The 12,729-nt window shown below is 56.5% G+C and carries 11 protein-coding genes and 2 pseudogenes; 7 read left to right on the top strand and 6 right to left on the bottom strand.

Going from position 1 to position 12,729, the window contains the following annotated elements; all coding sequences use genetic code 11:
* Positions 1-678: 678 nt before the first annotated feature.
* From C7T96_RS19265 to C7T96_RS23945, 5 genes and pseudogenes are all read right to left on the bottom strand, one after another.
* Positions 679-795, bottom strand: a pseudogene (locus tag C7T96_RS19265) (ATP-binding protein); the annotation flags it as partial.
* A gap of 46 nt (positions 796-841) precedes the next feature.
* Positions 842-1,732 (bottom strand): hypothetical protein, encoded by an 891-nt coding sequence (locus C7T96_RS19260; RefSeq protein WP_106572879.1) that lies wholly within the window; start codon positions 1,730-1,732, stop codon positions 842-844.
* Positions 1,719-2,723, bottom strand: coding sequence for a 4-hydroxythreonine-4-phosphate dehydrogenase PdxA (pdxA, locus tag C7T96_RS19255; RefSeq protein ID WP_106572878.1), 1,005 nt, complete (start codon positions 2,721-2,723; stop codon positions 1,719-1,721). Before pdxA ends, C7T96_RS19260 begins: the two co-directional genes overlap by 14 nt.
* Positions 2,711-3,901, bottom strand: a complete 1,191-nt coding sequence (locus C7T96_RS19250; RefSeq protein ID WP_106572877.1) for a four-carbon acid sugar kinase family protein — start codon at positions 3,899-3,901, stop codon at positions 2,711-2,713. Before C7T96_RS19250 ends, pdxA begins: the two co-directional genes overlap by 13 nt.
* A 42-nt stretch (positions 3,902-3,943) precedes the next feature.
* Complete coding sequence (locus tag C7T96_RS23945; protein ID WP_146149210.1) at positions 3,944-4,561, bottom strand: hypothetical protein; 618 nt, start codon at positions 4,559-4,561, stop codon at positions 3,944-3,946.
* Between the two features lie 223 nt (positions 4,562-4,784).
* Here C7T96_RS23945 and C7T96_RS19245 point away from each other — a divergent pair, with 223 nt between their 5' ends.
* The 7 genes and pseudogenes from C7T96_RS19245 to C7T96_RS24240 form a co-directional block, all read left to right on the top strand.
* Positions 4,785-5,549 carry a DeoR/GlpR family DNA-binding transcription regulator gene (locus C7T96_RS19245; RefSeq protein ID WP_158264421.1) on the top strand — a complete coding sequence of 255 codons (765 nt, stop codon included), beginning with the start codon at positions 4,785-4,787 and terminating at the stop codon, positions 5,547-5,549.
* A 124-nt stretch (positions 5,550-5,673) separates the two neighbouring features.
* Positions 5,674-6,423, top strand: a complete 750-nt coding sequence (locus C7T96_RS19240) for an ABC transporter permease (protein ID WP_106572875.1) — start codon at positions 5,674-5,676, stop codon at positions 6,421-6,423.
* Between the two features lie 59 nt (positions 6,424-6,482).
* Positions 6,483-7,487 carry an ABC transporter substrate-binding protein gene (locus C7T96_RS19235; RefSeq protein WP_106572874.1) on the top strand — a complete coding sequence of 335 codons (1,005 nt, stop codon included), beginning with the start codon at positions 6,483-6,485 and terminating at the stop codon, positions 7,485-7,487.
* A 68-nt stretch (positions 7,488-7,555) separates the two neighbouring features.
* Positions 7,556-8,326, top strand: coding sequence for an ABC transporter permease (locus tag C7T96_RS19230; RefSeq protein WP_106572873.1), 771 nt, complete (start codon positions 7,556-7,558; stop codon positions 8,324-8,326).
* Entirely contained in the window at positions 8,326-9,156 is an 831-nt protein-coding gene (locus tag C7T96_RS19225) for an ABC transporter ATP-binding protein (RefSeq protein WP_245414180.1), read from the top strand. Before C7T96_RS19230 ends, C7T96_RS19225 begins: the two co-directional genes overlap by 1 nt.
* Positions 9,157-9,189: 33 nt before the next feature.
* Positions 9,190-10,029, top strand: coding sequence for a fumarylacetoacetate hydrolase family protein (locus tag C7T96_RS19220; protein WP_106572872.1), 840 nt, complete (start codon positions 9,190-9,192; stop codon positions 10,027-10,029).
* 465 nt (positions 10,030-10,494) lie between these two features.
* A pseudogene (locus C7T96_RS24240) lies at positions 10,495-10,695 on the top strand (transposase); the annotation flags it as partial.
* Between the two features lie 1,024 nt (positions 10,696-11,719).
* On the opposite strand, the gene C7T96_RS19210 reads toward C7T96_RS24240, so the two are convergent.
* Positions 11,720-12,727, bottom strand: coding sequence for a transketolase C-terminal domain-containing protein (locus C7T96_RS19210; RefSeq protein ID WP_106572871.1), 1,008 nt, complete (start codon positions 12,725-12,727; stop codon positions 11,720-11,722).
* Positions 12,728-12,729: the final 2 nt, after the last annotated feature.

Raw genomic sequence — 12,729 nt, 5'->3', positions numbered from 1 at the left:
CTGTCCAAGACGGTTGGAAGCACCGAGAAAGCCGGAAACGTGCGACTTTTGAAGGGCTAGTCCTCAAACACCCTTTGAAAGGGCTTCAAATGGGTTTTAAACGTCAGCCGCTCTTGAAACTTCGAAATACAGCCCACTCTCCGGTGTTCACAACTCTGTGATCGCCACCTGTCCAGCGCCTGACAGGACGTCTTCGGTAAGCGGACAAGGCCCAGAACGCTCTGCGTTTGGTCACCACCGGCGCCATGCGATTCGGCCCGCGTGGACATTAGCGATTTGCTTCTGTCACGAAGATAGACATCTGCGCGTCCTGGACCTCACAGAGATCTTGGCGTCGCAGCGCTGTTTTTGAACCAGGCTTTCAGGACGGGCGCGGGTGTTCAACCCTTCCGACCATCAGCTTCCATTCGCCAATCTCGTCAAACTGCGGCTTTCGTTTGGGAAACCGTAACCGATACCTTCGGTTCAGGCAGCCATGGCCTGTTCCAATCCGTGCTCGAAGCCGATACCGCGCCGTACGGTCGCCTAGAATGTCAATGACCATGGAAACGGGACCCCGTACTTTCGCGGAAAAGCCCCCCTGCCTGGGTTGTTGAAGGGCACGGCGGCGAGCGCCCGATCAGACGAAGCTGGTCGGGGTTGCACGGCCTGATCGGGTGCGGCTGATTGGCTTTCAGCTTAGCTTTGAGAGCGGCACTTGAAGCGCCAGGATTCGTTTCCGGTCTCGACGATCTCGCAGTGGTGCGTCAGGCGATCGAGCAACGCGCTGGTCATCTTGGTATCGCCGAAGGCGGAGAAGGCGATCACGTTGTCCGGGAATCGCAGGTACGCTGTGGCGAATTTATGAGTGTCTGGCTTCGGCCCAACCGTCGACCATGAAGTCTACGATTTTGCCGTTTTGACCGTGCATCATGTCAACGCCATCGATGGCAACGCATCCGTTCGCTCTCGCAAGGTTTAGAAGTTTGGTACCGCCTTCTTTGGCGACTGCATCGAAAACAACGATGTTTTTGGGAAAGCAATCAACCTCAATCGGCATGTGTGATGGATCACGCATGCCTATGGTTGAAGCGTTGATCAGAATGTCGATGTCGCTGAGCTGGATCGGCCTGTTGTGAGACATGAGCTTGACAGACGCATTGGTGCTGAGAACGGCCTGCATTAAAGCTTCTGCGCGTTCAATAATTGGATCAACCAGGTAGATTTCGGCAGGTTTTTCTTTTGCCAGCGCAATCGCCATGGAACTGCCAGCGCCGCCACACCCCAACAGCATTACACGCTTGTTGACCAGGTCAACGCTTCGATGGCGAAAGGCCTCGATGCAACCGATACCGTCGAACGCCTCGCCCCTCCATCGCCCATCCGCCAGACGCACCAAGGCGCTTGCAACTCCTGCATGACTGGCGTGAGGACCAAGGCTATCAGCAAATTCCACAACGCGCGGCTTGTGAGGGACGGTGATCAAAAACCCGGCAAGGTTTTCAATGCGCATCAGTGAAGGAAGGACGGTGGCAAAATCCCGTGGCTGCACATCGCATGGCACCAGAACCGCATTGATACCCCGGCGGTTGAATTCGTTGGTCACAAGCTCGGGGGCGCGCACTTGAGCGATCGGGTGCCCGATCATGCATAGCAGTTTTGTTGACCCGCCCAAACGCAACGACGGGGACTGAATTACACCGTGATCCATGCTCTTTTGTGAGGCATCGGTGTGCACACTATCGCGGTTCATTCTGGGAACTCGCCAGGCTTGCAGCTCTCAGAACTGCCGCCTCCAGGCTCCGCGGGTCGGCACGACCCGTGCCAGCGATATCGAAAGCCGTTCCGTGATCGACCGAGGTACGGATGATGGGAAGTCCCACCGTGACATTCACGCCCGCCTCAAGTCCCAACACTTTTACCGGACCATGTCCCTGATCGTGATACATCGCGACCACCAGATCATAGCTGCCTTTGCGCGCCAGATAGAACAATGTGTCCGCAGGTAGAGGGCCATCGACCCTATATCCCCTAGCCCGTAAAGCTTCAACGGCGGGGACAATTTTCTCCGTTTCCTCGTTTCGGCCAAACAAACCATTCTCACCTGCGTGGGGATTGATACCACATACTCCCACCCGTGGAGCCTTCACACCTGTTTGTTCCAGGGCCTCAATACCGCGCAGAATCGTCCGTTTCACCAAAGGCGCATCGATCCGTTCGATAGCATCGAGCAGGCCAATATGGGTAGTCACATGGATCACCAGCAGTCCTTCGGTAACCAACATCATTGAAACCTCAGGGGTGTTGGTCATGGCCGCCAGCGCCTCTGTATGGCCAGGAAACATGTGACCGGCACTATGCAGCGCCTCCTTGTTCAAGGGGGCAGTGCATATCGCGTCAATTTTGCCGCACTGAGCTAGCCGAACGGCTTTTTCCAAGCATTCGAATGCGGCATGCCCAGCCTCACTGGAAACCTGGCCCCATGCGAGTCCGTTGGACAGGTTGCAAGCCTGTAGACAATAGAGACCATTGCCCCCGACCTTGCTTGGCAAGGCATCGGCGCTCACTTCTTCAATCGGCAATTTCGTACCACAAAGCCTTGCGGCAGTGCGGAGCCTGTCGGGATGTCCGATCACGCAAAGCCGCACCTGATTGTGCAACTCGCCGTTTTCTGCGGCTTTCACAATGATCTCGGGGCCAATACCAGCAGGGTCTCCCATGCTGATTCCGATCAATGGGCGCATGAAAAGCCGTCCTTTCTGCGCATTGCGCGAAGTGAGTTGGCCACCGAAGCCCGGCTACCGAAGGCACCGGGTTTGAGGGCCACGGTCAGTTGACGACCGTTATGGTCCGTGGTCGCTATGGTGAAGCCTGGTTCGGTCTCTCCCAGAACGTCGAGCGCGCCAACATTCATCGCGTCCAGCAAGGCGCGGGCAGTAGCTCCGCCCACAAGGACCAATAGAGAAGTGTCTGTTGCTGCCACTGTTAATGCTTCGGCCAGATTCTCGACCAAGGATGGATCCGAAATTGTTTCTGCGTTGGTGGGTGCAGTCGTGATCAGAACGCTTTGGCCTGAATTTAAGAGTGCGCGGACTTCCCTTATGCGCGAGATCAGAAGCTTGAGGTCTTGCCCTGCTTCAATCCAGTGAACCAGGTTCTGCTTTACGAGCATAGCTGCCTGCGCTCGGGCTGATTGGGACAACGACCCGATGACGATCAATGCCGGGTCTTCATTTCCCAACACCAGAGGACACGGGTCATGCGGAAGATCCAGCAGTGGTGCGATTGAACGAATCAGCCCACCTGATCCGCACCAGTACTTTATGCCCAGCGCATCCCCTGCTTGGGCGATCGTATCAAGATCGGAGCGAGTGACAGCATCACAGACAACCACATCAGCTCGCTCAAGAATTGAGCCAACTGATTTTTTCACCGATGCAAGCCCGTCACGCACTATGTCGAGGGGGACCTCGTGAACCACTAATCCGAGATGGGATAAGGGAGCCGAGATTGACAGATCGTCCCGCATTTCACCATGGACTATCATGGTGGCACCCTGTGTCCCTCTTCCCAATTCAGGGTATGCCGGTGCAATTACCAGTGGCTGGCAAGCGTGTTTGGATCGTCTAACGACCGATGCGATTTCTGCCGACCAGTTCCCGCGCAGCAAAGTATCGATCTTGTGATAGATCACACCAGACCGCCCCCTGGCAAAGTCGTGGGCCTTGACGGCGCGCGCGACCGCGTCGGCTGAAGATGCATCGCGGCTGTTGATATCCAACACCACTACCTTCGTGGAATCATCAGTCCATGAGGCAGAAGCTAGCCAGATGACGGCTGGCAAGTTGGAATTTCGGCAAGAGGCTGCGCAGTCCGCGGCCCCAGTCAGATCGTCAGCAATACAGGTCAGCGTAGTGGTCATCGCATTGGAACTCCATCCGACTTCCAGCGAAAATGTCCGCGATCAATCACCAGGTTCTGCATCGCGGACCAGGGTAACTTCTTGCGTGTACAGATTGACGATCGACGTTTTTCCGAGCAGATCGGCTAGAGCCATCTTCAATGCGTTGAGCGAATCGAGACTTGACGCTTCGACCAGAAGAGTGGCCGCTGATTGATCGGCATCATTACGACGCGCTGCACTCTCGGCCGTCTTTTTCTGGCTTGCGGCACTGTCTGTCTTGTAAATATGCCAAGCCAGTATCTCGGGGTCATCAGTCCGGTAGCGGCTTAACAACTTACGCAGTGCGGTGCCTGTTGCGACTTCAATTTGTTCCCTGGTAAATCGTGCGGCCAAAACATACCCACCTTCACCATGACCTTCGGTCGCAACGCGCTCCGACAGCAGGCGAACGGTTTGGAGAAAATGCGGAACAACTCGAGAGGTCCATTCCGTTGGCGCGTTCAATCGAGTCTGATAAGCAACGGAATTGAGAACTTCGGTTCCGCTGAGATCATAGAGCGTGAGATATGTATCGTCGGAAACTTCACGCATGCGACGTCCGGTCATAAACCCTGGAATATCAACACGTTCCGGAATATGCTCGCGGTTATGCCAAGCGATGAATTCGTCCTTGGCCATGGATTCGATCCCATTCCAGATTATTATCGCAGCGGGTCCTAACATGATGCCTCGTATTCAATTTTGTTCATTTTTGGTGTAATATGTTTATTCCGACTAGTCCAGTATGGAAAATTCGATTGAATTGGTCGATCAACAGCGCTGGTTGCCCTGATTGGGAACTGCGCGAACAGGTTTCCCGGCTCCGCTGTCCGTCGGCGTGCCGCAAAAAAGGGATGGCCAGGTGAAAGATAACAGACATAGGCGCATCCTTAGTAATCTTTCCAAAGAGGAGGCGCGATCCGTTTCGGATCTGGCCACGCTTTGCGGCGTTTCAGGCATGACATTACGCCGCGATCTGGACGAACTGGAGGGGGCGGGTCTTGTGCGCCGGGTGTGGGGCGGCGCGGTTTTGAGTGATCGGAATGATCCGGGTTTCCTGCAGCGCGCAACCAAACAGGTGGATGCCAAGCGCAAACTTGCCGACCTGGTGGCCAATATGCTGACTCCGAGACAATCACTTTTTATCGATGCAGGCAGTACTGCCGCCGGAATTGCGAAAGCTATCGCCACTCGAGCCCAGACAGAAAACCTACCTTTGACTATAACAACATGCTCGATTCCCGTCGCCTCGCACCTTGTTGCAGCGCGCGGCATATTCCTCTATCAGCTCGGGGGAGAGGTAGACTTGGTAACCCAATCCGTTTTCGGTTCACCGGCGGACATGCAGATCGCAAATATGCATTTCGATGTATTTGTCTTCAGCGGAAGCGGTCTCGACGCTGAAAATGGCGTTACCAATGCAAGTTCATCCGCAGTTGAACTCAAACGCTTCGCTATGTCTCGCGCGAAAGAAACCTGGTGCGTAGCGGACTCCACGAAATGGGGCAGAACCAGTTTCTACAGGATTTGTTCACTGGATGAGGTGACGCGTCTGTTTATGGACGTTCGCCCTTCTGACCTGCCTCCCGCAATCGGAGGCGACCGCTTGATCGTTTGCGAGGGTTGACTGATCAGCGTTTAAAAACGTTTAAAAATGTTTTATATTGTTTTAATTGACGAGTTGTGCTCGAATGCCCCTGAGTGACCACCGCGGGAGATCGAACTACTCCCGTTTCTGAGGGAGTAGGGCCATGGCAAGATGGAGGGTTTGTGCCGAACCGCTGATCGCGGTGGCCGTGGTAATAGTATTCTGGGAGATCGCAGTCCGTGCATTTTCGGTTTCACGGTTTGTGTTGCCCGCCCCCTCCGAACTGGCCCGGTCGATTTTCTCCAATGCATCCTACCTCGCGTCTGCTTCGCTCGTTACTCTTGAGGCAATTCTGCTAGGCTTTGCCGTTGGGTCCCTTCTAGGCTTTGCGTTTGGCGTCGCGATAGGGTTATCGCGCTTCCTCGACCGTTCGCTCTACCATGTGATCGTATTCTTGCAGACGATGCCCAAAGTGGCGATAGCGCCGCTCCTGATTGTTTGGATGGGGCACGGACTGGGCTCGAAGATTGTGCTGATCTCGCTGGTCTCGTTTGTACCTGTCCTTATCAACACCATCGCGGGGATCCGGCATCTCGACCCGCGACTGCTCTATATCACCCGCTCGATGGGAGGGACGTTTCTGCAAACCCTTGCGTTGGTTCGTGTACCCGCGTCACTGGAGCAACTCCTTTCGGGTTTGAAAACATCGCTGATCATCGCTGTGACCGTAGCCGTCGTGGTCGAGTTTGTGTCTGCCAATGACGGCCTGGGCTATGTCGCGATGATCGCCATGGGCAATGACGATTTGAATCTTGTATTTGCGGCGATTGTCGTGGTTGCCGCGATGGGCTTGGTGCTGACAGCCGCAATCACTCTCATCGAGCACCGGATGACTAAATACAAAAGATCTTGAGTTTAGTGCGGTCGCAACTGCGCGCCAGGCGCGCATACCTTAGGGGAGGAGAAGAGAGGATGATCCATACATCTTTAAGAGCAGCCAAGTGCGGTCTGGTTGGGTTGACCATGGCTTGCGTCGCACAGGTTGCATCGGCGCAGGAACAACTGAAATTGACACTGAACTGGGCAGTGGGGCCCTATCACGAGGCCTTCTTTCTGGCACAGGAAAAGGGCTATTACGCCGACGCCGGTCTTGAGGTTCAAATAGAACCGGGACGAGGCTCTTCGGCAACAAGCCAACTGGTTGCCTCCGGGCAGACAGACATCGGAATGGCCGGCGCTGTGTCAGCCTTCGATCTGGTAGCCAAAGGTGCACCTATTCAGATCGTTATGGCGATCAGACAGGACGATGGCTATGCACTGATGGTGCGCCCCGACTCGGGAATCAATTCGCCCAAGGATCTCGAGGGTCGCAAGATCGCATTGCAACCTGGGGGAATCCAGGTCCCACTATTCGATGCGATGATCGCCGTCAATGAAGTGGACAAGTCAAAGGTCGAAGTGATCAGCGTGGACGCTTCGGCTCTTTTGAACCTCTATGCCGACGATCAGATTGATGCCTACATAACTATCCCGGGATTTGAGCAGCCCAAGCTCAATGAGCGGGGACTGAAGGCAAAGTTTGTTTATCTGAGGGATTACGGCGTACCCATCCTGGGTCACAGCCTGGTGGTCAATCGGCAAATCCTGGAAGAACGCCCTGATGCAGTGCGGGGCTTCCTCGCCGCCACCCTTCGCGCATTCAGCGAAGCGACCCACAATCCCGGAATTGCTGTCGACGCGCTTTTGGCGAAGCACCCGGAGGCCGGCAAGAAGGATGATATCCTGTTCACCGTTCAGGATGCCGTCCAATCCACATATTGCGCGCCTGAGGCTCCGGGACTTGGCTGGCCATCGCAAGCCATACTTGATGAAAGCTACGGCGTGATGACCGGCTTCATGAACCTCCCTGACAATCGGCCCATAAGCGATTACATCACGCGGGAATTCCTGCCCGCCGAATTGCCCGCTTGCCCTTAAGTCCCGGCTTTCAGCCCCTTGGCGCTACACGCCAAGGGGCATAGCGCCTCGTCCGGTATTGATCCGTTATGCTTAAAAAGAATTTGCTAATTCTAGAACTTGCAGGACCAGTGATTGTCATAGCTGCCATCGGGACACTTTGGAGCGTGGCAAATGTCCTGTTTGATATCCCCCGGTTCCTTTTGCCGTCGCCTCAGGACGTTTGGGTAGCGATGGTCAAGAATGTCGGGCTCCTGCTGGAGCAGACTTGGGCAACCTTGCGCGTCATTCTTATCGGATTTGTCATCAGTGTCATGATCGGTGTGCCGTTAGGTTACGCGATTGTCGCATCACCACGCGCCGAACGGACAGTGTACCCTATTGTGGTGGCCTTACAATTCTTTCCCAAGACGATAATCGCGCCACTCCTGATAGTCTGGTTCGGAATCGGTATTTTTCCCAAATCTATTCTAGTTATGCTGATGAGTTTTTTTCCCATACTAGTCGATAGCGCACTTGGGTTTCGCGCCATGGATTCACGAATTTACCTTGTATCCGCATCGATGGGGGCGAGCCCGCGGCAAACATTCTGGCGCTTTCAGTTCCCGAGCGCTTTGCCGGAGATCATTACCGGTATGAAGACATCAATGATCTATGCGGTCATTGCGGTAATAGTTGCTGAATACGTCGGATCAAACGACGGGATTGGATACTTGATCCTGACGTCAAGTGCGCGAATGGACCTCGATCTCGTATTCGCTGGAATCATAGCGGCTTCTCTTCTCGGAGTAATGTTGAGCTTGGTCATGGGGCAACTTGAGCGCGTGTTGCTGCCCTGGATGCCTCACGAGGACAGGTAATGAACAAGGATAGCCCCATGGGCCTGGCAAACAAAGCCACTCCAAACACTAGTTCGCGCGACGGTGGGATTGGTGTGCAGATGCGCGATGTGGGCAAGCATTTTGACGGAAAGGTTGCTGTTGAGGAATTCAGCCTGGACCTTTCGCCAGGTGAATTCGTGTCGGTGATTGGACCTTCGGGGTGCGGAAAGTCGACCACAATGTTGATGGCGGCGGGGCTGCTTTCACCCAGTCGAGGCGAGATTTTTATCGACGGGGCGCCTCAGACCGGGCCAATTACCGATGTCGGCATCGTGTTCCAAGATCACCTTCTTCTGGATTTTCGTACGGCCTTCTCGAATGTCATGTTGCAACAGCAGATTCGACACCTCCCCAAGAAGGAAATGGAATCGCGCGCTCACGCGCTTTTTGGTCAACTCGGATTGGCACATGCAAAAGACCGATATCCGAGACAACTTTCAGGCGGTATGCGTCAGAGGGTTTCCATCGCTCGTGCATTGGTACACGACCCGTCCCTACTGCTGATGGATGAACCGTTCGGGGCATTGGACGCGATCACGCGTACGCAGATCAGGCACGAACTGGAGCTCCTATGGCTACAGCGGCGGATGTCGGTCCTGTTCATAACCCATTCGATTGAAGAAGCGATAGGTTTGTCTGATCGTGTTCTGGTGATGTCGCCTACCCCTGGGCGGTTGGTCGAAGAGATAGTGATCGATTTGCCGCGCCCACGCCCGGCTCACCTTGGACACTATGAGGTGTTCAACGAGTATGCCGGCAAGCTCTATGGCGCGTTCGAACGAATGGGTCTTTACAGTTTTGAGAAATGATCGACGGCTGCCTGGCAAGCCAAAGGAGGAACAATGAAGTTGATGCGGGTTGGAGAGCCGGGACGGGAACGCCCTGCATTGCTGGGAAATGACGGATTACTGCGCGATCTGTCCGGCGTTGTGCAAGATATCAATGGCGCGGCATTGGCGGATATGAGTTGGGCACAAAATCTGGATGCCAACCGGTTGCCGGCGATTGAAGGTACGCCGCGGATCGGGCCGTGTGTTAACAGTATCGGGAAGTTTGTTGCCATCGGACTGAACTATGCCGACCATGCCGCCGAAACCGGCGCGCCAATTCCCGACGAACCGATCGTGTTCATGAAGGCGACTTCCTCGATCGTGGGACCCAATAGCGACGTGATCATCCCAAAGGGATCGACCAAAACCGATTGGGAGGTCGAACTGGGCGTCGTGATCGCTCGCGAAGCGCGGTATGTCGAAAAAGCCGATGCACTTGAATATATAGCCGGCTACTGCGTGGTCAATGATGTGTCGGAGCGAGCCTACCAACTGGAGATGGGCGGCCAGTGGATCAAGGGAAAGTCTGCCGATACATTCGGGCCAATCGGCCCCTGGCTTGTAACGCGAGACGAGGTGCGCGACCCTCAGGACCTGTATCTCTGGCTCGAAGTGGACGGGCATCGCTATCAGAACGGCTCCACGCGGACCATGATATTCGATGTGGCGACCATCGTGTCCTATGTCTCGCAATTCATGTCGCTACAACCGGGCGACCTGATTACAACCGGAACCCCACCGGGAGTGGGCCTGGGACAAAAGCCCGCTGTTTTCCTCCAGCCCGGGCAGATCATGAGACTAGGTGTCGAGGGACTTGGCGAACAGATGCAGCGTGTGGTCGCGTACGAATAGTTTACACATGCGAGATGACCTGCTCTCCATTCACCCCCGGTAGATAGATAGGCCCTGTTCGTGTTTTAACCTGGTGACCTGAATCCCGGAAAGTAGTCCACGCTGACTGTTAGAATCTGGCTTAATTCGAGCTCCTGAAGGAGAAGAGAATGAGCCGGAATTGAACTGATGCGGTGGGTGCCCCCTTCGCCCGGCATCGTATGATGCCATGAGCGCCGTTGTGGTGCTTTCGAAGGAAGAGACCATGTCAGCCGTGCATATCCTGGCGATCGACCTCGTCAAACGAAGCTTTTAGGTCTGCGCTGCCGATCGGGGCGGGGCGTGTGTGGATGCCCTCAACTTTGCAAGGATTTTCTTCTGACTTCTGCAGCAGTGCTTCTATCGGTCGTGTGTCAGGCCTCTGATCATGGGGCCGGTATGCAGTTCGAAGAACAGGGTCCACATCGGTTCAGAGAGCTTTGTGCTCGCGACGACTGCCTGTCCGAGAAGATCAACCACCAGCTCCTGAAGCTGGACCGCGAGCGTTGCGGCCAGGAGGCCTCACCTACAGCCTCGATCATTGACAGCCAGAGCGTCAAGACTTGCGAGAGCCGCGGACCTCGGGGCTATGACGCCGGCAAGGAGATCAAGGGCAGCAAGCGCCACGCTCTAGGTCACACTGAGGGTCGGGCGCTTGTGCTATCTGAGTGCCATTATCCTTGGATCGACAGGCCACACGTCAACGGGATCGGAACCCCCCGCTCCTGAGCTGCTGCGGTATCTGGAGGATGAATCGCAGCCTAAGCCGTCGCGTTCTCGTCAGGGCGCCGGGCCGCATGTAAAACGACAAAGTCGTCTCGTTGAACGGCATCCCGATCTCGCCAAGGCGAGATACATATCCGCTCGACGACAACCGGCTCCCGCTCCATGCCAATCCATTCCCGAGAGACGGCGCTCTGTGTCCCACCTAACGACAATCCGATCCCGCTTAACGACAATGCGGTCCCACGTAACGACAACGTATTGGCTGCCAACGGCTGCAGAATTCCCTGATATGTAGCTGGCACGGCCTGCATCAATCGGGAAATTCCCTGTTCCTGCGAACGGGAATTCGCAGGCAAGCCGCTGATCTTGCGCTGGAAAATCGATCGGGAAATGGGGAAAGCGCCCGCAATCGCGGCCAATTCCCTGTTTTTCGCCAGGTATCAGGGAATTCAGGTCAGAGACGCGTTAGCCGCAGACAACACTCGGCACCACTCTTTTCCTGTACCGCTCCCGTCTCCCCGCCGTCTCGGAATAGCTGCGTCTTTTCCGTAGGTTATGACTCTCCCCATCCAAAGACGAGGCGGGTTTCAGGCACTTCCGGCCATCAAAGCCGCCCCCTCGGCCAGCCGTCTCAGTCGGGTCGTCGCAGTGTCTCCATGTTTAGGAAAGCGATGCCGCATCGTTCGCGGACGCGAGCCCGCATGACGCTTCCCGTCCGTTCCCGGCCAAACAAGGTGCACCGAATGCGGCGGAGATTTCGGGTGCCTCAATCAAGCGTATGACGCGCGCCTGACCCGAACGGGTGCAAGGGCTATGTGCCGGGCCGTACGGAACGGCAAGCCAGCCGAAAACGGGCTTGACGGGCTGAGCGGCAAGCCGTTGACGTGCGCTAAACGGCGCGCCGCCGCACCCTACGACGAGTTCGTACATACATATTCTATTTGAGTCAGAGCGCTTCCTGCTGCTTGTCGTCGATATAGGTGTCGATGCGTGCTTGGCTGATATCGGCCTCGCTGATGGCCAGGTCGCGCCCGATCAGCGTCTCGACCGCGCGCACCAGCGCGCCGGCGTCGATGTTGTAGCGCTTCATCAGGAATTTCGGGCTGGCGCCCTGCAGATAGGTGTCGTCAAGCGCCACCCGGATCTGCCGCACGCCGAGGCCGTTCTCCGCGATCGTCTCGGCCACGCAGGCACCGAGCCCGCCGACCCGCGTGTGGTTTTCCATCGTGATGACGCCGTGCCGCGCCGTGCGGCAGGCCTCGAGCACCTGCGGGTCGTCGAACGGCTTCAGGGTCGTGACGTGCAGATGCCGCACCGACAGCCCGCGCTCCTTTAGCACGTGAACGACGCGCATCGCCTCCTCGGTGCAGATCCCGGTGCTGAACAGCGCGATGTCGTCGCCCTCGCTCAGCGAGCGGGCGCGTCCGAGAACCAGCTTGTCCTCGGCCGGGAAAATTCGCGGCAGGGCGCCACGCAGCATGCGGCAATAGACCGGACCGTCGATCGAGTTGGCCAGCGGCAGCATCGATTCCACGTCGGTCGCGTCGCCGGCCTCCAGGATCGTCATGTTCGGCAGCGAGCGCAGCACCGCGATGTCGTTGATCGCCTGGTGGCTGGCGCCGCCTGGCGTCGTCACCCCCGGCAGGAAGCCGAAGACGCGCACCGGCAGGTTCGGATAGGCGATCGACATCTCGAACTGGTCGAGCGCGCGGCGGTACATGAACACCGCGAAGGTGTGCAGATGCGGACGCAGTCCCTCGCGCGCCAGTCCCGCCGCGAAGCCCAGCATGTTCTGCTCGGCCAGTCCCATCGACAGGAACCGGTCGGGATAGGCGTCGCGAAAGCCGTCCGCCTCGCAACTTGCGGTCAGGTCGCCCGACAGCACCACCGCCTCGGGGTGTTCGCCGCCCCAGGCGGTGAGGGCTTTGGCGTGGACGCGGCTGATCGTTTCCATGT

The organism is Nitratireductor sp. StC3, from assembly GCF_003015025.1.
Lineage (GTDB): Bacteria > Pseudomonadota > Alphaproteobacteria > Rhizobiales > Rhizobiaceae > Mangrovimarina > Mangrovimarina alexandrii.
The sequence above is the reverse complement of the archived record's forward strand: the minus strand, read 5'-3'. Positions and strand labels throughout refer to the sequence as shown.